At 69.3% G+C, this 20,623-nt stretch carries 20 protein-coding genes and 1 other RNA gene; 8 read left to right on the top strand and 13 right to left on the bottom strand.

The window, feature by feature from the left end; translation table 11 throughout:
- Nucleotides 1-47 precede the first annotated feature (47 nt).
- From NM203_RS29910 to NM203_RS29900, 3 genes are all read right to left on the bottom strand, one after another.
- Nucleotides 48-1,610, bottom strand: a complete 1,563-nt coding sequence (locus tag NM203_RS29910; RefSeq protein WP_255064399.1) for an alpha/beta hydrolase — start codon at nucleotides 1,608-1,610, stop codon at nucleotides 48-50.
- An 87-nt stretch (nucleotides 1,611-1,697) separates the two neighbouring features.
- Nucleotides 1,698-3,206: an alpha/beta hydrolase gene (locus NM203_RS29905; RefSeq protein WP_255064398.1), complete on the bottom strand. Its 1,509-nt coding sequence runs from the start codon at nucleotides 3,204-3,206 to the stop codon at nucleotides 1,698-1,700.
- A 45-nt stretch (nucleotides 3,207-3,251) separates the two neighbouring features.
- Nucleotides 3,252-4,643 carry a WS/DGAT/MGAT family O-acyltransferase gene (locus NM203_RS29900; RefSeq protein ID WP_255064396.1) on the bottom strand — a complete coding sequence of 464 codons (1,392 nt, stop codon included), beginning with the start codon at nucleotides 4,641-4,643 and terminating at the stop codon, nucleotides 3,252-3,254.
- Nucleotides 4,644-4,796: 153 nt separating this feature from the next.
- Between NM203_RS29900 and panB the strand changes: the two genes are divergently transcribed.
- Nucleotides 4,797-5,645, top strand: a complete 849-nt coding sequence (gene panB / locus NM203_RS29895; RefSeq protein WP_255064394.1) for a 3-methyl-2-oxobutanoate hydroxymethyltransferase — start codon at nucleotides 4,797-4,799, stop codon at nucleotides 5,643-5,645.
- Between the two features lie 246 nt (nucleotides 5,646-5,891).
- On the opposite strand, the gene NM203_RS29890 is transcribed toward panB, so the two are convergent.
- The gene (locus NM203_RS29890) at nucleotides 5,892-6,671 is read right to left on the bottom strand and encodes an enoyl-CoA hydratase/isomerase family protein (protein ID WP_255064393.1); all 780 of its coding nucleotides are present in this window, start codon (nucleotides 6,669-6,671) and stop codon (nucleotides 5,892-5,894) included.
- Between the two features lie 160 nt (nucleotides 6,672-6,831).
- Between NM203_RS29890 and NM203_RS29885 the strand changes: the two genes are divergently transcribed.
- On the top strand, nucleotides 6,832-8,343 hold the full coding sequence (locus NM203_RS29885) for a CYTH and CHAD domain-containing protein (protein ID WP_255064391.1): 1,512 nt from the start codon (nucleotides 6,832-6,834) through the stop codon (nucleotides 8,341-8,343).
- Nucleotides 8,344-8,346: 3 nt separating this feature from the next.
- Here NM203_RS29885 and rnpB read toward each other — a convergent pair.
- Nucleotides 8,347-8,745, bottom strand: an RNA gene (gene rnpB, locus NM203_RS29880) — RNase P RNA component class A.
- Between the two features lie 29 nt (nucleotides 8,746-8,774).
- On the opposite strand from rnpB, the gene NM203_RS29875 reads away from it, so the two are divergent.
- On the top strand, nucleotides 8,775-9,227 hold the full coding sequence (locus tag NM203_RS29875) for a helix-turn-helix transcriptional regulator (protein ID WP_255064390.1): 453 nt from the start codon (nucleotides 8,775-8,777) through the stop codon (nucleotides 9,225-9,227).
- A 10-nt stretch (nucleotides 9,228-9,237) separates the two neighbouring features.
- Nucleotides 9,238-9,657: a VOC family protein gene (locus tag NM203_RS29870; protein ID WP_255064389.1), complete on the top strand. Its 420-nt coding sequence runs from the start codon at nucleotides 9,238-9,240 to the stop codon at nucleotides 9,655-9,657.
- Between the two features lie 3 nt (nucleotides 9,658-9,660).
- Here NM203_RS29870 and NM203_RS29865 read toward each other — a convergent pair whose 3' ends face one another.
- Both NM203_RS29865 and NM203_RS29860 read right to left on the bottom strand, forming a co-directional pair.
- The gene (locus tag NM203_RS29865; RefSeq protein ID WP_255064388.1) at nucleotides 9,661-10,293 is read right to left on the bottom strand and encodes a class I SAM-dependent methyltransferase; all 633 of its coding nucleotides are present in this window, start codon (nucleotides 10,291-10,293) and stop codon (nucleotides 9,661-9,663) included.
- Nucleotides 10,286-11,239 carry an NAD(P)/FAD-dependent oxidoreductase gene (locus tag NM203_RS29860; RefSeq protein ID WP_255064387.1) on the bottom strand — a complete coding sequence of 318 codons (954 nt, stop codon included), beginning with the start codon at nucleotides 11,237-11,239 and terminating at the stop codon, nucleotides 10,286-10,288. The genes NM203_RS29865 and NM203_RS29860 overlap by 8 nt, the downstream gene beginning before the upstream one ends.
- A gap of 47 nt (nucleotides 11,240-11,286) precedes the next feature.
- Between NM203_RS29860 and NM203_RS29855 the strand changes: the two genes are divergently transcribed.
- A complete protein-coding gene (locus tag NM203_RS29855; protein WP_255064386.1) occupies nucleotides 11,287-11,868 on the top strand; it encodes a type II toxin-antitoxin system RelB family anti-toxin in 582 nt (193 codons plus the stop codon).
- Between the two features lie 6 nt (nucleotides 11,869-11,874).
- Here NM203_RS29855 and NM203_RS29850 read toward each other — a convergent pair whose 3' ends face one another.
- The 4 genes from NM203_RS29850 to NM203_RS29835 are packed head-to-tail and all read right to left on the bottom strand — an operon-like array spanning nucleotide 11,875 to nucleotide 15,050.
- The gene (locus NM203_RS29850) at nucleotides 11,875-12,051 is read right to left on the bottom strand and encodes a hypothetical protein (RefSeq protein ID WP_255064385.1); all 177 of its coding nucleotides are present in this window, start codon (nucleotides 12,049-12,051) and stop codon (nucleotides 11,875-11,877) included.
- 55 nt (nucleotides 12,052-12,106) lie between these two features.
- A complete protein-coding gene (locus tag NM203_RS29845) occupies nucleotides 12,107-13,198 on the bottom strand; it encodes a bifunctional RNase H/acid phosphatase (RefSeq protein WP_255064383.1) in 1,092 nt (363 codons plus the stop codon).
- Entirely contained in the window at nucleotides 13,195-13,932 is a 738-nt protein-coding gene (locus tag NM203_RS29840; protein ID WP_255064381.1) for a zinc ribbon domain-containing protein, read from the bottom strand. The genes NM203_RS29845 and NM203_RS29840 overlap by 4 nt, the downstream gene beginning before the upstream one ends.
- Nucleotides 13,932-15,050: a Nif3-like dinuclear metal center hexameric protein gene (locus tag NM203_RS29835; protein ID WP_255064375.1), complete on the bottom strand. Its 1,119-nt coding sequence runs from the start codon at nucleotides 15,048-15,050 to the stop codon at nucleotides 13,932-13,934. Before NM203_RS29835 ends, NM203_RS29840 begins: the two co-directional genes overlap by 1 nt.
- Before the next feature lie 50 nt (nucleotides 15,051-15,100).
- Here NM203_RS29835 and NM203_RS29830 point away from each other — a divergent pair, with 50 nt between their 5' ends.
- From NM203_RS29830 to NM203_RS29820, 3 genes are read left to right on the top strand one after another with little or no spacing between them, the layout of a single operon-like run.
- The gene (locus NM203_RS29830; protein WP_255064373.1) at nucleotides 15,101-15,760 is read left to right on the top strand and encodes an HAD-IA family hydrolase; all 660 of its coding nucleotides are present in this window, start codon (nucleotides 15,101-15,103) and stop codon (nucleotides 15,758-15,760) included.
- Nucleotides 15,753-16,241: a low molecular weight protein-tyrosine-phosphatase gene (locus NM203_RS29825; RefSeq protein WP_255064365.1), complete on the top strand. Its 489-nt coding sequence runs from the start codon at nucleotides 15,753-15,755 to the stop codon at nucleotides 16,239-16,241. Before NM203_RS29830 ends, NM203_RS29825 begins: the two co-directional genes overlap by 8 nt.
- A 2-nt stretch (nucleotides 16,242-16,243) precedes the next feature.
- Nucleotides 16,244-17,068, top strand: coding sequence for an SURF1 family cytochrome oxidase biogenesis protein (locus NM203_RS29820; protein WP_255064475.1), 825 nt, complete (start codon nucleotides 16,244-16,246; stop codon nucleotides 17,066-17,068).
- Here the strand turns inward: NM203_RS29820 and NM203_RS29815 are convergent.
- The gene (locus tag NM203_RS29815) at nucleotides 17,025-17,996 is read right to left on the bottom strand and encodes a cobalamin biosynthesis protein (protein WP_255064364.1); all 972 of its coding nucleotides are present in this window, start codon (nucleotides 17,994-17,996) and stop codon (nucleotides 17,025-17,027) included. The genes NM203_RS29820 and NM203_RS29815 overlap by 44 nt on opposite strands.
- Nucleotides 17,997-18,019: 23 nt before the next feature.
- On the bottom strand, nucleotides 18,020-19,903 hold the full coding sequence (locus NM203_RS29810) for a cellulase family glycosylhydrolase (RefSeq protein ID WP_255064363.1): 1,884 nt from the start codon (nucleotides 19,901-19,903) through the stop codon (nucleotides 18,020-18,022).
- Nucleotides 19,904-20,623 lie beyond the last annotated feature (720 nt).

Genomic DNA, 20,623 nt, shown 5'->3' with positions numbered 1-20,623 from the left:
GCAGCGTAGGCACCCGCTGTTAATTCTGTGTTACACGGCCGCTTCGGTTAGCACCTCAGATCGGGCGGCGGGAGGGTCGAATCGACGAGGAACGCCGCCACGGCGGTGTCGACGCAGGCGTCGCCGTTGAAGACGACGGTGTGCTGGGTGCCGTCGAAGGTGATGAGTGAGGCGTCCAGTTCGCGGGCGAGCGCCACCCCCGCCTCGTACGGCGTCGCGGGGTCGCGCGTCGTGGAGACGACGACGACCTTGCCGGGTCCGGGCGATACGGCGTCGCGCGGGAAGGAGGTCGGCGGAACGGGCCACATCGCACACGTGTCCCGCGGACCGAACCCGGTGTAGGCGCCGTACGACATGAAGGGTGCCGCGTCGCGGGCCCTGCGGTCGGCGTCGGCCCAGACCGCGGGATCGGTCGGGTACGGCGAATCGACACAGCGGATCGCGGTGAACGCGTCCTGCTGGTTGTCGTACTGCCCGGCGGCGTTGCGGTGCTGGTAGTCGTCGGCGAGCAGCAGCAGGTCGCCGGGGTCGCTGCCCCGGCGCAGCCCCAGCAGCCCGCTCGTCAGGTACTTCCAGTACTGCCGCGTGTACAGCGCGTTGACGGTTCCGGTGACGGCGTCGGAGTAGCTCAGGCCGCGTGGATCGCCGGGCACGTAGGCCGGTTGCTGCGCCAGCGGGTCGACCAATTGGTGGTAGCGGGCCGTGAACTGGGCGGGATCCTGACCCAGCGGGCAGTCCGTCGAGCGCGCGCAGTCCGCGGCGTAGTCGTTGAACGCCGTCTGGAATCCGGCGAGTTGGCGGATCGACTCCTCCATCGGGTCGGCCGCCGGGTCGACGGCGCCGTCGAGCACCATCGCGCGGACCCGGTCGGGGTAGCGCTCGGCGTACCTCGCCCCGAGATCGGTGCCGTAGGAGAAGCCGAGGTAGTTCAGCTGACTCTCCCCCAGCGCCTGACGGACGACGTCCATGTCCTGTGCGGTCGACGCGGTTCCGACGTTCGCCAGGAAATCGCGGCCAGTGCGGTCGACGCAGTTCTGGGCGATCTGCTGGTTCACCGCCTCGATGTGCGCCACCCCGGCCTGGCTGTAGTCGACCATGGGATCGCGGCGGTAGGCGTCGAACTCGGCGTCGGTGCGGCAGCGCACCTGCGGCGTGGAGTGTCCGACCCCGCGGGGATCGAAGCCCACCAGGTCGAAGCGCCGGGTGATCTCGGTATCGGCAAGGCCCGCAGCCAATCCCGCGACCATGTCGACCGCCGACGCACCGGGCCCTCCGGGGTTGACCATCAGCACGCCGATGCGGTCACCGGTCGCAGGTACCTTGATGACCGCCAACTGTGCTTGCGGCCCTTGGGGATTCGCGTAATCAACGGGCACGGGCACCGTTGCGCACTGCGCAGTCGGGGCGAGTCGGACGTCGGCGAGCACGCCGCCACAGCCGCCCCACACCGGCGGCTGACCGTAGAGCACCGCGGGTTCGGTGCCGGCAACCTGCGGGTCGGTGCTCGCACCCTCCGGCGTGGCGTGCGCGGCGGGAGGGCCGACGGTGCACAGCACCAGGAACGCGAGCGGGACCGCGCTCCACCTGCTCAGCCGCCACATGCCGAACATGTTCGCACGCAACACCCTTGGGGTCGCCGTCCGGCGGCGGGCAGAGACAAGAGGGCAATCAGACGGTGACCGGACGGTGACCAATCCTCAGCACGTGGCGGGTTGCGGCGGTGTCACGAGGTCGATCAGGTACTTCGAGGCGATGTCGTCGACGCAGGAGTCGCCCTGGAACACCACGGTGTGCTGAGTGCCGTCGAAGGTGAGCAGCGCACCGCCGAGTTGTTCGGCCAACTCCACACCGGCCTGGTACGGCGTCGCCGGGTCGTTGGTCGTCGACACCACCAGCGTCGGCGGCAACCCGTCGACCTCGAGTTCGTGCGGCTCCGACGTCGGGGGCACGGGCCAGAACGCGCACGTGCCGAGCGGCGCGTAGCCGGTGAAGTCCCCGTAGTTCATGAACGGTGCGGCCTCTCGCGCGCGCCGGTCCTGATCGATGACCTTCGCGCGGTCGGTGATCGGCGGCTTGTCGACGCAGTTCACCGCGACCCGGACATCGGTCGAATTGTCGTAACGCCCCTGCGCATCCCGGCCCATGTAGTAGTCGGCGAGCCGCAGCAGGTTGTCGCCGCGGCCGGCGCGAACCTCCTGCAGGCCCGCGGTGAGGTTCTGCCACATGGCCGGCGAGTAGAGCGCCAGGATGGTGCCGATGACCGCGTCGTTGTAGCTGAGCCCGCGCGGATCGTCGGTCTCGGCGGGCGTTTCCACCAGCGGCTCCACCAGACCCTTGTACACCTCGACGGCCTTCGCCGGATCGGTGCCGAGAGGGCACGTCGGGTCCTTCGCGCAATCGGCGGCGTAGTCGTTGAAGGCCGTCTGGAACGCGGCGGCCTGGCGGATGTCGGCCTCGGCGGGATCGGCGTTGGGGTCGATCGCGCCGTCCAGGATCATCGCCCGGATCCGGTCGGGGAACTGCTCGGCGTAGAACGCGCCGATCCGCGTCCCGTAGGAGTAGCCGAGGTAGGTCAGCTTGTCGTCGCCGAGCGCCTCCCGAATGGCGTCGAGATCCCTGGCGACGTTGATCGTGCCGAGGTTGGCGAGGTATTCGTCGCCCATCTTGTCGACGCAGCGCTGCACGAAATCCTTCGTGTCCTGTTCGATACCGGCCACGCCCGTCTCGGAGTAGTCGACCTGCGGCTCGGCGCGCTCTCGATCGTTATCCGCATCGGAGTTGCACCACACGTCGGGCCGTGACCCCGCGACGCCGCGGGGGTCGAAGCCGACGAGGTCGAACTTCTCCCGTACCGACGGCGGAAGCAGTCCGACGATCCCGGCCGCGGCCTCGTTGCCGGACTTTCCGGGGCCGCCGGGATTGACGACCAGCGAACCGATCTTCTGACCCGTTGCCGGAATCTTGATCATGGCGATCTGGGCGACGTCGCCGTCCGGTTTGCTGTAGTCGACGGGTACCGAGAGCATCCCGCACTGCGCGCCGGGTGGTGTCGCGACGGTGACGGTCATCGGCGGGCACTCCGTCCACGCCACGGGCGTGCCCGGCGGCGGTGTCCCCATCACGGCTCGGCCGTCGATCTGGGTGCTGCAGCCGGCGACGAGCGACACCACCGAGGCGGCCGCGAGGACACCGCGAGTGAGGTTCATGGCTGACCATGCTGCCATGAGGAGGGGAAAGCGCTGTTGAGGACGCTAACGCGTGGCGTCGAGAAGTTCCCGCAGAGCGACCTCGAAATCGTCGGCCATGTCCCACAGGTCCGGGAGCAGGTCGGGACAGGAGATCAATCCGACGTCCAGCGTGCCGGCCAGCGACATCACGGTGATGTTCAGGCCCGAGCCGTGGAAGATCGGCCCGAGCGGATACATGGCCTTCACCTCGGACCCCAGGAAGTAGAGCGGAATCTGCGGCCCCGGCACGTTGGAGACCACCAGGTTGTGCACCGGCCGGGCTCCGCTGAGGTTGCTGCGGGCGAACACCCGCATCGCCACGCCGAACACCGCGGGCGACGCGAACTGCGTCCAGTCCTGCAGCAGCGTCGCGCCGATCGCCGAACTGTGTTGCTTGGCAACCGAATTGGAATCGGCAATGGTCTTCAGCCGTTCGGCCGGGTCCTCGATGTCAGTGCCCAGCTTGGTGAACATGCCCGAAACCTGGTTCCGTCCCGGCCGATCCGACTTGTCGTGCACCGACACCGGCACCATCGCGACGAGCGAGCTGTCGGGCAGTTCACCGCGGTCGAGCAGGAACCGCCGCAGCACCCCGGCCACCATCGCCATCACCACGTCGTTGACCTTGACGCCGAAGTGGTTCTTGACGGTCTTGATGTCCTCGAGGTCCAACTGGGCGAACGCCACGTTGCGCCGGCCGGTCACGTTGACGTTGAACGCCGTCTTCGGCGCGTTCAGCGGTGCCGCCATCGTCAGCCCGCTGCGCGCCCGGCGGACGGTGTCGACCACGGTCGACACCGTCGAGGGCACGACGTTCGCGAGCTTCAGCGGACGGGTGACGAACTTGACCGCGCCACTCACCGCGATCTCGAGGTCGGACGCGCCGCCCACCCCGGTGACGGGATCCGGCGGCGGCGCATCGGCTTCGGTCGTGCACAGCTGCGACATCAGGTTGGCGCCCGTCACGCCGTCGACGCCGGCGTGATGGACCTTGGTCAGCACCGCGAGTCGGCCGCCGTCGTGCGCGTCAGTGCCCGCGACGTTCTCGATGATCCACATCTCCCACAGCGGGCGGCTGCGGTCGAGCGTCAACGACGCGATGTGGCCGCAGATCTCGGCGAGTTCGACGCGCCCGCCCGGTGCGGGCAGACCGATCCGGTGCAGGTGCCGGTCCACGTCGAAGTCCTCGTCCTCCACCCACACCGGGTGGTCGAGGTTCAGCCGGTTGTCGGCCAGTTTCTCGCGGAACTCGGGCATCGCCTTGATGCGCAGACCGAGTGCGTCACGGAGCCGATCGAACGTGTAGCCGCCCGGCATCGTCGCCGTGTCGATCTCCAGAACCGAGCACACGTGCAGTGGCTGAGCAGGGGTTTCGAGGTAGAGGAAGCTGGCGTCGAGACCGCTGAGCCGTTGCATGTCGCGATCGTAGGCCCGGCCGGTGTCCAGATGTGAGGAACCGCACTTCACCTGTGGTTCACCTTGACCGTCTCGAGTGGCACACTTGACGCGTCAGACGACCCGGGGACCCGGATGGGCCTCGAGGACGACCCGACCAACCGAGGGACAATGATGTCTGAGCACACGGTGTACGGTTCTGCCACCGATTCGACTCCCTGTAAGCCGCGCACCAGGGTGCGCACCCACCACCTGCTGAAGTGGAAGTCCGAAGGCCACAAGTGGGCCATGCTGACGGCCTACGACTACTCCACCGCACGCGTCTTCGACGACGCTGAGATTCCGGTCCTCCTAGTGGGCGATTCCGCCGCCAACGTGGTGTACGGCTACGACACCACGGTTCCGGTGTCGATCGACGAACTCATCCCGCTGGTTCGCGGTGTCGTCCGCGGTGCCCCGCACGCCCTGGTCGTGGCCGACCTGCCGTTCGGCAGCTACGAGGCCGGCCCGCAGCAGGCGCTGGCCACCGCGACGCGCTTCATGAAGGAGACCGGTGCCGCCGCAGTGAAACTCGAGGGCGGCGAGCGCGTCGCCGAGCAGATCGCGATGCTGACGCAGGCGGGCATCCCCGTCGTCGCTCACATCGGTTTCACGCCGCAGAGCGTCAACGGCCTCGGCGGGTTCCGCGTGCAGGGCCGCGGTGACGCCGCCGAGCAGACCATCCACGACGCGATCGCCGTCGCCGAGGCCGGCGCCATCGCCGTCGTCCTCGAGATGGTGCCCGCCGAGCTGGCGACGCAGATCACCGGCAAGCTGACCATCCCGACCGTCGGCATCGGCGCGGGCCCCAATTGCGATGCCCAGGTACTGGTCTGGCAGGACATGGCGGGCATGACCTCGGGCAAGACGGCCAAGTTCGTCAAGCGTTTCGGCGCCGTCGGCGACGAGTTGCGCAGCGCCGCAACGCAGTACGCCCAGGAGGTCGCGACCGGGGCGTTCCCGGCCGAGGAGCACTCCTTCTGACCCCCGCTTCTGCTTCTGATCCCCACTTCTGCGCCACGGCCGTCACTGCGTCGGTAAGCAACGACCACCACGCAGAAACGGGCGACGACTGCATCGAGATCTGCTCCTGGGCTGTCTTTCGCGCGTGAGAAGAACCCACAAGCAGAACTCGCTGACGCATCCGTCGAGTTCTGCATGACGGTTGTTCGCGTCGCCCGATTACTGCGACCACTGCGCAGATGCCGCGGCTTGATGCCCGCCCGGCAGCTAGCCGAAGACCGGCGGGCGCTTCCCCACGAAGGCGGCGATGCCCTCCTGACCGTCTGCCGAGCGGGCGCTGTCCCTGATGTACTGGCTTTCGAGCTCCATCTGCTCTTCCAGACCGGTGCGGTAGGTCCCGAGCAGCAGGCGCTTGACCGTGCCGTTCGACGTGCGTGACGTGGCCGCCATCTGGGTGGCGAGGTCCTCGGTGCGCCCGGCGAGGTCGGCGTCGGGCACCACCTCGGTGAGCAGCCCCCAGTCCAGCGCCTCGGCGGCCGTCAGCGTCCGGTTGGTCAGCATCAGCTCCTGCGTCCTGCGCAGCCCGATGAGGCGCGGCAGGTAGTACGACGAGCTGCCGTCGGGGCTGAGGCCGGCCTTCGTGTAGGCCATCGTGAACTTCGCCGACTCGGCGGCCAGCGCGAGGTCGCCCGTCGCGGCGAGGCTGAAGCCGGCACCCGCCGCGGTGCCGTTCACCGAGACGATCACCACGGCGTCCATTCGCGCGAAGGTGGACAGCGCGCGGTGCAGATCGTCGGCGATGCCCTTGACGAACGCCCCCGGATTCGGGGCCGCGGACATGGCCTTGAGATCGCCACCCGCGCAGAAGAACCTGCCCGCTCCGGTGATGGTGACGACCTTCGTCGACTCGGTGTCGCACAGCGCCGCGGCGACCGCGAGTTCGCGGGTCAGCGTGTCGTTCATCCCGTTCGCGGCGTCGGGCCGGTTGAGCACGATGCTGGTGACGGGTCCGGACTCAGCGAACGTGAGCGTCTCGAATTCGGTCATGGGCAAACCGTATCGCAGGGCCGCCCGCGCGCCTTACGCCCCGGCCCCGATGTGTAAGCCCGCCCGCGGCGGGCGCGCGGCACCGACGGCGTGTGTTCACTTCGATGTGGCACCCTGTTCACGAAATTCGATCACAGTGAGCTTCCGACCGAAGGCGACGATGGCATCAGACGCGTCCGACACAGACACCCCCTCGCGGCACACGGAGGTCGAGCGCAAGTTCGCCCCCGCCGAGACCGCGGTGTCGCCGTCGTTCGACGGTCTCTCGGCCATCGCCCGCGTCGAGCGACTACCCGAGCAGCGCCTGGACGCCGTCTACTTCGACACGCCGGGACAGGATCTCGCGGCCCACCGAATCACGTTGCGCCGCCGGACCGGAGGGCCCGACGAGGGCTGGCATCTGAAGCTTCCCGCGGGCCCGGACGAGCGCACCGAAGTGCGGCTGCCTCTCGGTGAGGGCTCCGACGTGCCCGCCGAGCTGCGCGACGTGGTGCTGGCGATCGTGCGCGACCGGCCGCTGGCCCCGGTGGCGCGCATCGAGACCAGCCGCACCGTCGACATGCTCTACGGCCACCACGGCACGGCGGTCGCGGAGTTCTGCGACGACCGCGTCACCGCGACGCGGGCCGCCGACGACGAGCACCTGACGTGGCGTGAGTGGGAGCTCGAGCTCGTCGGCGAGCAAGCCGACACCGGCGAAGCCCTGCTGGACCGTCTGGCGAACCGGCTGTTCGACGCCGGCGCCGAACCCGCAGGGCACGGCTCCAAGCTCGCGCGGGTGCTGGCTCGCGCCGAGGACGACGCCCCCGAGTCGGTGCGGGATCCCGTGCACCGCGCGGTCGCCGAGCAGGTGGCCGAGATGCTGGTGTGGGATCGCGCCGTCCGAGCGGACGCCTGGGACTCGGTGCACCAGCTGCGTGTGGTGACCCGCAAGATCCGCAGCCTGCTGCGAGCGTCGGAGGATTCGTTCGGTATCGAGGACGACGCGTGGATCCTCGAAGAGCTCAAGCTGCTGGCGGGCGTGCTGGGCGTGGCGCGCGACGCGGAGGTGCTCGCCGAGAAGTACGAGACGGCGCTGGACGAGCTGCCGCCGGAACTCGTTCGGGGCGAGGTCCGCGAACGTCTGGTCGAGGGCGGTAAGCGGCGCTATCAGGCCGGGTGGCGGCGGTCGCTGACCGCCATGCGCTCCGAGCGCTACTTCCGGCTGCTCGACGGCCTCGAAGCGCTCGTCGCCGCGGAACCTCCGGAGGCGCCACCCGGTGAGGAGGCCGAACCGCTCAGCGTCGAGTCGTCCTACGCGAAGGTGCGCAAGGCGGCCAAGAAGGCGAAGGCGGTAGCCGCCGATGCCGACGTGCCCGCCGCGGAGCGCGACGAAGCGCTGCATCGAATCCGCAAGCGCGCCAAGCAACTTCGATACACGGCCGCTGCGCTCGGGAAGGCCAAGGTCGCCGACCGGGCGAAGGCGATTCAGTCGCTGCTGGGCGATCACCAGGACAGCGTGGTCAGCCGGGTCCATCTCCTCAAGGAGGCCACCGCGGCGCGCGACGCGGGCGAGGACACCTTCACCTACGGGGTGCTGTTCAGCCGCGAGGCCGAGGTGGCCCACCGCGCCGAGGCTCAGATCGCGAAGGCACTCAAGGACCTGCGGAAGGCCGTCAAGGCGGCGACCTAGGGGCGGACGAGCTGGCCTGTAAGCCGGATTCTGTTCTTCACCACCATGACTGGCGGCGAAGCGGCGACCATCCATCTGGGCACACCGTCGCCGGGTGCCTCGAGCGGCCTACCCGCAGACTCGGGCGAGCAGCCCTCAGGCGTCTGCGCAGCCGCAACCGGGGTTGCGGCCTTCTTGGCCTTGCTTCGGGTGGGGTTTGCCTAGCCACTCCGGTCACCCGGAGTGCTGGTGCGCTCTTACCGCACCGTTTCACCCTTACCACCCTTGCGGGTGGCGGTCTGTTCTCTGTGGCACTGTCCCGCGAGTCACCTCGGATTGCCGTTAGCAATCACCCTGCTCTGAGAAGTCCGGACTTTCCTCGAACACCGGAAATCCGGTGCCCGCGGCCGCCCGGCCAACTCGTCCGCGCGGTTCACCGTACTCTGATCAGCATGGCTCAGGCGCCACCGGCCCGGTATCTGCTGCGCGCCAGGGACCTCGTCGACGCCCGGTACGCCGAGCCGATCACCGTCGACGATCTCGCCGCCGCGGCCGGGCTGTCGCGAGCGCACTTCTCCCGCATGTTCACTCGGACCTTCGGGGAATCGCCGCGGGCGTATCTGCAGACGCGGCGCCTCGAGCGGGCGGCGGCGCTGCTGCGGTACACCGATCGGTCGGTCGCCGACATCTGCGTGATGGTCGGATTGCAGAGCGTCGGATCGTTCACCACCACCTTCGCCAGGGTGTACGGCAGGACCCCGGCCGCCTACCGCGCGTCGATGCCACCCGCGCTCACCCGCGCCCGGATTCCGAGTTGCGTCCTCGCCCGCGACACCAGGCCGCTGGCTCATACCCGAGTCAAGACAGCACACGGGGAGAAGACGGGCGACGACGACCGCCCGTAGCGTCGGCGCCATGATGAGAATCGGCACCGCCCACCTCTGGGTTCACGATCAGGCAGTCGCACTCGAGTTCTGGACCGAGAAGGTCGGCATGGAGGTCCGCGAGGACGTGTCCTTCCCCGAGGAGATGGGCGCCTTCCGCTGGCTGACGGTCGGACCGCCGGGGCAGGACGACGTCGGCATCGTACTGATGGCCATCCCCGGACCACCCGTGATGGACGAGGACACCCGGCGGCAGGTGCTCGACCTGACCGCCAAGGGTTTCGCCGGCACGGTGTTCCTCACCACCGACGACGTGCAGCGCGACTTCGAGGCGATGTCCGCCCGCGGTGTCGAGTTCAACGAACCGCCGCATCAGATGCCCTACGGCATCGACTCCGGGTTCCGCGACCCGTCGGGCAACAGCGTCCGGCTGGCGCAGCTGAACCCCTGACGCTCACCCCGCGCGGCGCAGCACCATCAGGTTGTCCTGGATGGACGCGGGATTCCCGTCCGGATCGATCGTCGGCCGGTCCACCGTCTCGACCCGGACCCGCTCCCATTCGGCGGCGGACAGATCCAACTCGGTGAGCACGTCGTCGGCACTCGGGAACGGATGGTCGTGCACCTCCTGCTTCGCCCACGGCGGGGCGGCCGCGTGATCGACGATCACGAGCAGTCCGCCGGGCCGCACTGCCGCTGCGGCCCGGCGCAGGATCTGCGGCCGCTCGAGCCGGACGAACGAGTGGAAGTACTGGGCCGACGCCAGGTCGAACGTCCCCTCCGGGAAGCTCTCCGAGAGGTCGTGATGCTGGAAGTCGATGCGCTCCAGCACCCCCCGGCTCCGCGCCTCGGCCGCGGCACGGCTCAACGCCGTCTCCGACACGTCGACCGCCAGGACCTGCCACCCGTGCTCGGCGAGCCAGACGGCGTCACCGCCCTCACCGCAGCCGAGGTCGAGCGCACGGCCGGGCGGCAGCGGTTCGGCGACGTTCGCGAGCTGCGCATTAACGCGACCGCTCCAGATCCGGTCCTTCTCCGCGTACCGGTCGTCCCAGTGCTTCTGGACGTCCTCGTCGGATTCAGGCATGTTGCAACTCCTTCTGATCAGGCCACGGAGGCACGGGCAGGCCGACGTCGCCGGCCATCAGGTACTGCACGACGGCGACGGCTGCGACGCTGCCCGATGCGACGGCAGCCGCGACCTGGGGCATGCCCGCGCCGAGGTCGCCTGCGGCGAACACACCGCGCACCGACGTGCGCTGGAAGGGATCGACCACGACCGCCTCGGCGCTGAGCGGGGTCGCAACCGTGTCGACGCCCAGCCGCTCGACGAGCGTCGAGCGCTGGTGCAGCGTCGCCGCGACAAGCGCCCCGCGCCGGGCGAGCGAGCCACCGTCGGTGAACTCGATCGCCGTCAATTCGCCGTTGCGCGAGGCTAATCGCGCGATCCGGCGATCGTCGACGGGGATCCCCGCCGCGGCGAGCAGCGCGCGCTGCGCGTCGTCCAGGTCGGCCGAGCCGTTGCCGAGCACGACGACGTCGTCGGTCCAGCCGCGCAGCAGCAGCGCCGCGTGCACCGCCCGCTCCCCCGTGCCGACGACGGCCAGCGGGGCGTCGCGCACCTCCCAGCCGTGGCAGAAGGGGCAGTGGAAGACCGACGTCCCCCAGAGTTCGGCGAGTCCGGCGATGTCGGGGCCGCGGTAGTCCATTCCGGTGGCGAGCAGCAGCGCCCGCGTTCGCTCAGTCGTGCCGTCCGCCAGCTCAACAATGAATCCTGCTGTTGCACTGACGACTTCGCCTTCTCGGACCTCCACGCTCGGATAGGGCCTCACCTGCTCGCGGCCGCGTTCGTACAGCTGCGCCGGTGGTGTGCCGTCGAATCCGAGGAGGCCACCGATGCCGTGGGCGGCGAGGTTGCTCTGAGCCCCGGCGTCCACCAGCAGCGTTCGGCGCCGCGCCCGGCCGAGGACCAGCGCCGCGCTCAGGCCCGCCGCACCGCCTCCGACGACGATGCAATCCCATTCGGTGTTCATGCCTGCGAGCTTGCCGGGCGGCCGAGTATCTGCCAACCTGATTTGCCATGCAGGCAAAGACCGACAAAGCCGACGACGTCGACCTGCGGGTTCGGCGACGTCTTCGCGAGTTGCGGACGCAACGCGGACTCACCCTCGACGACGTCGCCAAGCGCGCCGACATCGACGTGTCGACGCTGAGCCGACTGGAATCGGGCAAGCGCAGGCTCGCCCTCGACCACCTGCCGAGGCTGGCCACCGCGCTGTCGGTGAGCACCGACGAACTGCTCCGCGAACCGGAGACCGAGGACCCGCGGGTGCGGGCGGGGTCGCACTCCGCCAAGGGCATCACGTTCTGGCCGTTGACCCGCAGCGGGCCCGCGGGCGGCCTGCACGCGTTCAAGATCCGGGTCAGCGCGCGCAGGCGCACGCCTCCCGACGAGTTGCCGGTGCACGACGGTCAGGAGTGGCTCTACGTCATGTCGGGTCGGCTGCGCCTCATCCTCGGGGACCGCGACTTCACGATCAAACCCGGTGAGGCGGTGGAGTTCTCGACGTGGACCCCGCACTGGTTCGGCTCCATCGACGGGCCGGTGGAGGCGATCGCCATCTTCGGACCGCACGGCGAGCGCTTCCACGTCCAGAGCTGACTGCCGTCACTCACTCAGCCAGTAGTACCCGATGCCGAACACCACCGCGCTCGTCACGATGCAGAGGACACCGGTTGTGGCGACGGCGCTTTCGTGCTTTCGGAACACCGCCGAGGCAGGTGCGAGCACGAGGCCGACGACGAGAAGGATCAGCGCCAGCCAACCCGTTGTGGACTTGTCCATGGCGTACCCCCTGGCGGCGACGCATTCGAGGCTACCGCCGCGACCCGACCCGTCGTCAGAGATACGCCGTCTGGTTCACCAGTCGCACCGATGACGCCCCGTCCGGGTAGAACTCGGCGATCGACAGCGAGGCCAGATCCAGGTGCAGGCGGTACAGAATGCCCTCGCTCGCATCGAGTGCGAGCCGCAGGATCGTCTTGATCGGCGTCACGTGCGACACCACGAGGACGGTGGAGCCGCCGTGGTCGGAGATGATCCGGTTGCGCGCCCGCCGCACGCGATGCGCGACGGTGTCGAAGCTCTCCCCGTCCGGCGGCGGCAGGGTAGTGTCCCGCAGCCAGCGGGTGTGCAGCTCCGGATCCCGTTCCGCCGCTTCGGAGAAGGTCAGGCCCTCCCATCCGCCGAAGTCGGTTTCGATGAGATCGGCCTCGACCGTGACGCCGAGCCCCAACCGGTCGGCTGCGGCCGTTGCGGTGGCGAGCGCACGCTCCAGCGGCGAGCTGACGACCGCGTTGATGCCGCCGCGCTCGGCGAGGAAGTTCGCGGCGGCCTCCGCCTGCTTGCGGCCCAGCTCGGTCAGCGGCGGATTGCCGCGGCCCGAATAGCGTCGCTGCACCGAGAGCTCCGTCTGTCCGTGCCGCAACAGCAGCAGGCGCGTGGGCTCGCCACGCGCACCCGTCCAGCCCGGTGAGGAGGTCGGGGTGGCAACGCTTTCGGAGCGCTTCGCGTTCTCCACCGACTCTTCGGCCGCAGCATCCATCGCCTCGTTCGCCAACCGATCCGCGTGGCTGTTCTGCTGCCGCGGAATCCAGGAGAAGCCGACGCGGTCGAACTCGCCGACCAGCTCGTTGGCTCGCCGGTTCAGCGGCTGCAGGTCCGGGTGCTTGACGCGCCAGCGCCCCGTCATCTGCTCGACCACCAGCTTGGAGTCCATCGCCACCTCGACCACGGACGCCCCCACGTCGAGGGCACCCTCCAGTCCGGCGATCAGTCCGCGGTACTCCGCAACGTTGTTGGTGGCGGTCCCGATCGCCGCCTTGCGCTCGGCCAGCACCGTGTCGCGGTCGCGGGAGAACACCACCGCGCCGTATCCCGCAGGGCCGGGGTTTCCGCGCGAGCCACCGTCGGCCTCGACGACGACCTTCACAGCCCGGACTCCTTCGTCCGCACCAGAATCGCGCCGCACTCGGGGCATGTCAGCACGTCGTCCTCCTGCGCCGCGGAGATCCGCGACAGCTCGCCCCTGTCGATTTCGATGCGGCACGCCCCGCACCGGCGCGCCTGCAGCAGACCCGCAGCCACCCCGCCCTTGGCGCGCAGACGCTCGTACAGCGCGAACAGGTCGACGTCGAGTGACGTGCTCAACTGCTCCCGCCGCGACACCGCGCGGTGCCTGGCCTGCTCCAGGTCGACGACGGCACCGTCGCGGCGCTCCTCGGCCACGATGACCGCACGCTGCAACTCGTCGATCCGGGCCTGCTGCTCGGACTGCTCCGCCAGGAGTTGCTCGCGACGCTCCATGGTCTCGAGCAGGGTGTCCTCGAGCGAGGACTGCCTGCGCTCCAGCGTCTCCAGTTCGTGATGCAGTTCGGCGACGTTCTTCGCGGCGACGGTGCCGCCCTGAAGCAGCGAACGGTCGCGGTCCTCGCGTTTGCGCACCGAGTCGACTTCGTCCTCCAACTTGGCGATCCGGCCCTCGACGTCCTCGATGGCGATGCCGATCACCGCGAGCCGATCGCCGGCCTCCCGATGGTCGACCACGCACGCATCCAGGTGCTGCTGTTCGGCGAGATGTCCACCCCGATGCGCCAACCGGGCCAGCTCGGCATCCACCGAGGCGAGCTCGAGGAGCGAAAGTTGTTGCACTGCTTCTGCCTTCATTAGTGCTCCACATTCCATGGGTCGGTGCGCACCGTGCTGATGTGCACGGGCAAAGCTCCCGCGAAGGATCTGTCGAGCACCGCGGCGGCTTGCGCGCACCACGGCTGCTCGCTGGCCCAGTGCGCGACGTCGACCAGTGCGACGTCGGTGCTCCGGCGGAACTCGTCGGCGGGGTGGTGTCGCAGGTCGGCCGTCACGTACACCTGCACCCCGGCCCGCGCGACGGTGTCGAGCAGCGAGTCACCCGCGCCCCCGCACACCGCGACGCGGGAGACCGTCGCGTCGGGATCGCCCGATGCGCGCACCCCCCACGACGTCGCGGGCAGCGCTGCGGTCACGCGGGAAACGAACGCCGACAACGCTTCCGGTTCGGGTAGCGAACAGACGCGGCCGAGGCCGGTTCCGGACGGCAGGTCCGCGAGCTCGAACACGTCGAACGCCGGCTCCTCGTAGGGGTGCGCGGCGCGCAGCGCGGACAGCACGGGGGATCTCAGCGCCGTCCGGGCGATCACCTCGACGCGCTGCTCGGGGACCCGCTCCACCGTGCCGACGCTGCCGATCGCGGGTGAGGCGCCGTCGTGCGGCAGGAACTGCCCGGTGCCGCTCGCCGACCAACTGCAGTGCGAGTAGTCGCCGATGTGCCCCGCGCCCGCGGCGAACAGCGCGTCGCGCACGGCCTCGGCGTTCGCGTCGGGGACGAACACCACCCACTTGTCGAGGCCCGGCCCGCTCGGCGCGGGCGACAGGACGCCCTCGACGACCAGGCCGAGCGCTTCGGCCAGCGCGTCGGAGACCCCTGCTGCCGCCGAGTCGGCGTTCGTGTGGGCGGTGAACAGTGCGCTGCCGTTGCGGATCAGCCGGTGCAGCAGGGCCCCCTTGGGCGTGTCTGCGGCGACCGTGTCGACCCCGCGCAGGAGCAGCGGGTGATGCGCCAGCAGCAGGCTGCGCTGGGGAACCTCGGCGACCACCTCGGCGGTGGCGTCGACGGCGATCGTGACCGACTCGACGACCTCTGCGGGGTCGCCGCACACCAACCCCACCGAATCCCAGGTTTCGGCGAGGTGCGGCGGATACGCGTCGTCGAGGACCTCGATGATGTCGGCTAACCGGACGCTCACGTCAGCACCTCCGTGATCGCGTCCACCCCGCAACAGTAGACAATGGTGCCGTGAGCCCGGCGCTAGTGATCTTCGACCTCGACGGCACGCTGACCGATTCGGCCGACGGAATCGTCGCCAGCTTCCGGCACGCGCTGTCCGAGATCGGCGCCGACGTACCGGGACCCGACGACGACGCGGTCCTCGCACGCCTGGTGGTGGGTCCCCCGATGCACCACACCCTGACCTCGATGGGTCTCGGCGACCGCGCCGACGCCGCCTTCGCCGCGTACCGCGCCGACTACACCAGCCGAGGCTGGGCGCTCAACCGCGTCTACGACGGCATTCCTGAGCTCCTGGCCGACCTGCGCGCAGCGGGTGTCCGGCTAGCCGTCGCGACCTCCAAGAACGAACCGATGGCCGTGCGAATCCTCGAGCACTTCGGCCTCGGCCACCACTTCGAGGTCATCGCGGGCGCGAGCCCCGACGGGATCCGAGCGACGAAGTCCGCCGTGGTCGCCCACGCGCTCGCCCAGCTCGGACCGTTGCCCGACGACGTGCTCATGATCGGTGACCGCTCGCACGACGTCGAGGGCGCCGCGGAGCACGGCATCGACACGGTCATCGTCGAGTGGGGTTACGGCGCAGACGATTTCACCGCTGCGACCGGTTTCATGCCACGCAAGACCGTCGCGACGATCGGCGATCTGCGGGAGGTGCTGGGTGTCTGACCTCCTGCCGCTGCACGTCACGTTCGTGTGCTCGGGCAACATCTGCCGGTCACCGATGGCGGAGAAGGTCTTCGCCCATCAGCTCGACGAACGCGGCCTGACCGGCGCGGTACGGGTGTCGAGCGCGGGGACCGGAGGCTGGCATGCGGGTGACGCCGCCGACGATCGTGCCGGCTCGGTGCTGCGGGGCCACGGGTATCCGAGCGCGCACCGGGCCGCACTGCTCGACGACGACCACCTGAGCGCGGATCTGATCGTGGCGATGGGGCGCAACCACGTGCGGATCCTGCACGACCTGGGCGCAGCCCCGGATCGGGTGCGCATGCTGCGGTCCTTCGATCCGCGATCCGGCGCACACGCACTCGACGTCGAGGACCCCTACTACGGCACGACGGCGGACTTCGAGGACGTGCTCGCGGTCATCGAGACCGCCCTTCCCGGACTGCACGACTGGGTCGACGAGCGGTTGGCCGACCGCTGATGCTGAGGAGACTGGCGTTCCTGCTCAAGCCGCAGTGGCTTGCGCTGTACGTCGTCGCGATCGCGTTCGCCTACCTCTGCTTCACCGTGCTCGCGCCGTGGCAGCTCGGGAAGAACACCAGCACGGAGCGGGAGAACGCGCAGATCTCCAGCTCGCTGTCAGCCGACCCCGTGCCGGTCACGACGTACCTGCCGCGCCAGGACTCCGTCGCGCCGGACGCGCAGTGGCATCGCGTAACCGCGACGGGTCGCTACCTGCCGGAGGCGCAGATCCTGGTGCGGTTGCGCAGCATCGAGGGTGAGCCGGCCTACGAGGTGCTGGTGCCGTTCGCCGTCGACCGCGGGCCGGTGATCCTGGTCAACCGGGGCTACGTGAAGCCCACCGAGGGCACCGGGGTTCCCGCGTTCGACGCCGTCCCGACGGGCACGGTGAGCATCACCGGCAGGCTGCGCGACGCCGAGGGCGTCCCGCGGGACAAGGCGCCGCTGCGCGAGGACGGCGCGCTGCAGGTGTACTCGATCAACCCCGCGCAGGTGACGGATCTGACGGGTGTCCCGCTGGCCGGAAGCTACGTGCAACTCGTCGGCGGCCAGCCGGGCGGGCTGACCGAGATCCCGCTTCCGCAACTCGACGCGGGCCCCTTCCTGTCGTACGGAATCCAGTGGATCGCCTTCGGCATCATCGCGCCGATCGGCGTCGGGTACTTCGTCGTCGCCGAGGCACGGGCCCGCCGCCGCGACCGGGCCGCCGCCGAGGCGCAGGCGGCGTCGTCAGCACCCCTCACTACCGAGGAGCGGCTCGCCGACCGCTACGGCAAGCGGCGCTGAGCGCGACCGCGAGCACCCCGGCCGCCGCCTGCACGGCTCCGGTGAGACGCACCGACCGGGCCAGGTCCGCCACCTCGGGGATGCGACCGTCACCGAGCGTCGGACGGATCTCGGTGCGATGCGCGTACTGGGTGGGTCCGCCGAGCCGCACCCCGAGCGCACCGGCGAACGCCGCCTCGGCCACCCCCGCGTTGGGGCTGGGATGTCGCGCGGCGTCGCGATGCCAGGCGGTCAGCGCAGCCCGCGGCTCACCGGTCACGACGGGCGCGCACGCGGCGACGAGAACGCCGGTGACGCGCGCCGGGACGTAGTTCACCACGTCGTCGAATCTGGCTGCGGCCCAGCCGAATCGCTCGTAACGCGGCGACCGGTGTCCGACCATCGCGTCCAAGGTGTTGGCGCCCCGGTAGACCAGCAGTCCCGGCACACCCGCCACCAGCCCCCACCACATCGGCGCCACCTGCGCATCGGAGGTGTTCTCGGCGACCGATTCCAGTGCGGCCCTGATCAGGCCGGATGCGTCGAGCGCGGCGGGATCGCGTCCGCAGAGCGACGGCAGCAGCGCCCGCGCGCCTGCGACGTCGTCGGACTCGAGTAGCCGTGCCATCCGCTCTCCGGTGCGCGCCAAGGACGTTCCGCCCAGCACGACGTACGTCGCCAGCGCGGTGACGACGGCGGTCGCCGCGGGGCCACGACGTGCTGCCGCCCGTTCGACGCCGTAACCCAGGACCGCCAGCGGCATCAGCAGTGCGCCGGTGTGGCCGACGCCTGCCAGCCGGGAGTCGGCGTGCGTACGCCGCTCCACGGTCGCCGCCAGCTGACCGAAGCCCGCCACCGGATGCCCTCGGCGGGGATCACCGAAGAGCCGATCGGCCAGCAGTCCGAGCGCCAGACCGGCCGCCCGGCCGCCACTCGTCCGCCGACTCACGTCGGGCAGCGTACTGCCACCCGTCAGCGATCCCGGTCACGGCGAGGCCGCTCACGGTCACCTCCGTCGCGGTGCGAACGATCCTGCCGCGCGTCCGACCGACCCTTGCGGCTGTCGTGTCGATCCCGGCCGGCGTCCTGCCGGCCCCGCTCCACGTTCGCTTCGGCTGCGGGCTGCCCCGGGGTCGCCGGGGTCGCCGGGGTGGCGGGCGTCGCCGGCGTGGCGGGGGTCGCCGGCGTGGCGGGGGTCGCGGGCGTCGCGGTGTCCGCAGTCACCGAACCCGAGGGTGCGGCCTCGGGCGCGAGGGGGGCGTCTGGAAGCGACGGTGACAGCACCCCCGTACGCGCGGTGCCCTGCGCGTCCTCGGGAGTGGCGCCGAGTCCGCCGGTCGGCGTGGGAGCGAACGCTGTGTTCACCATCTGCAACGGAGAGACTTCGTTCGGGCCCGTGGTGGGGACGACGGGTGTGCCGGCGGTGGGCGGCGTCTGGCCCGCGATCATCGCCGCCATCGACCCCACGGCCTCGCCGACCTGGTCCAGGGCAGTCGCGGTCACCAGGCCCGTAGCCGTCATGGAGGTCGCCGCGATGGTGATCGGATTCATCGTTGCCAGGGAGGCCATCGTCTCCATGGCGGAGTTCAGGCTCGTGTCCATCACCGTCATCGTCGCGTCGGCGGGGGTGACCCACGCCGGTGCGGTTGCGGTGGCCGGCGCGAGCGAGGGTACGGCCGCCGGGTCGACGGCCGTCTCGGGTGCGGCGAATGACAGCCGTGACATCGACGCCGCAAGCTGCACGGTCGCCGGGTCGGTCGCGAGATCTTGGATGACGTAGGCGGCCGGCTTCCACGTGCCGTCCGACCGGATAACGCCGAGGGTGGCCTCCGGATCGGTGCTGGCGCTGTCGCGATCGTTCAGCGTGTAGACGAACGTGGGCCCCGTGTAGCCCAGCGTGCGCCAGGTCGTGATCATGTCGTTCAGGTACGCGGCCTGAGTGGCCTCGTCGACCACCGATGTCGGTTCGCCGTACTCGCTCGCCCAGATCAGCTTGTCGCCGTCGCCGTTGGCCACCATGATCTCCCGCATCCGATTGAGCTGCGTCAGCGGCGATTCCGGGTACGGCGCGCCCTGCGAGAACGGCAGCGAGTACAGGTAGGGATGGAATGAGAGGGCGTCGAAATAGCCCGCAGCACCCGCGTCGTACATCTCCTGGGTGAAGGACACCGGGTTCTTGAGGATGTCGCCGTAATCCACGACGGCGCCGGTGACACCGCCCACCACAACGGCATCCGGATCGGCCGCCTTGATCGCGGGGTACGCCGCTTGCAGCAGTTGGGTGTACTTCACCGGATCGGGACTGGGCGCGAACGACAGCGCCGAGTTCGGCTCGTTCCAGATCTCGTACGCGCCGACCTTGCCCTCGTAGCGCTCCGCCACCAGCCCGACGAACTCGGCGTAGTCGGCGGGGTTGGCCGGCTGCCCGCTGATTCCCGGCTGGCCCGCCGGAACCGCCCAGTACGGGCTGGAGTTCAGCACGGCGAGAACACCCATGCCACGTGCGTCCGCGGCGTTGACCATGTAGTCGACGGTGCTGAAGTCGTACGCGTCGGGGTAGAACTCGACGGCCGCCCACGGGATCATGATCCGGACGTTGTTGACGCCCATAGCCTGCATCTGGTCGAGATGCTCATCGACCTGCGCCGGCGTGAGCCCGAACATGTCGGAATCCGCGAACCCCAGCGTCGTGCTGGACTCGTCGATGGCCGCCACCTCCATCACGTCGGTTCCCGTGGCGCCATTGGCGGGCAGCAATAGAGCAACGCCCAAAGCCGATACCGCAATGGTCGCTGCACCGCCGACCGCGATCTTGCGAACCGGGTTCGGAATACGTCCGCTAGTTATTTGCCACATGAGTTTTCCTCGTTTCCTGTAAAGCCCCTTTGGGATCCCGCTCCCCTGAGATCCGTTCCACATGAAACGCGATTCCCTGCTAACACGTGACACAAACCACAATTCGTGTAATCCGCGGCTCTGAACTGGGTGTATGCGCTGCTTGTTGGCATCATCCGCAGCGAATCATGCAGAAGTAGGCGAATAGGGCAAATGGCGGTTCGCGTGATATTGACGGAGATGTAGATGGCTGCGACTAGGATGTTTCGATCAACAATTTCAGTAACTGAAGGTAGTCGTGCAAATGCCTAGTGCGACTAGTTGAAAAACCGAAACAATGGCTGACGTGAACGTGCGTTCACCCTTGCGTTCGCAAACAAAACCGGGAATGGGCACCGTGCTGCACCGATGGTGACGCACGTGTCGATTTCGATGAACACCCTTGCGCCGAGAGTGGCGCACTTCGACGGGACGCCCGCGCCGGCGGTCCTGTTGGTGGGCGCGACAGGTATCGAACCTGCGACCGCTGGTGTGTAAATCGCGCCGCCCTGCGTCTCCGTGATTCTCGCTAGTCGCATCAATACCTATAAGTCCAGCTCACGCGTCTCAGGTTTGCCGCACCGTCCGATGCCTCTGCACTCCTAGCTGCGTGTCTTGGCACACCGGCGGCACACGCGGGGGTTTCCCCTTCGGAGTTTCTAGGGTGTGCGGACTCGAACTCAATGCAGCTGACGGAAAGGT

The organism is Mycolicibacterium arenosum (assembly GCF_024320865.1).
GTDB classification, from domain to species: Bacteria; Actinomycetota; Actinomycetes; order Mycobacteriales; family Mycobacteriaceae; genus Mycobacterium; species Mycobacterium arenosum.
The sequence above is the reverse complement of the archived record's forward strand: the minus strand, read 5'-3'. Positions and strand labels throughout refer to the sequence as shown.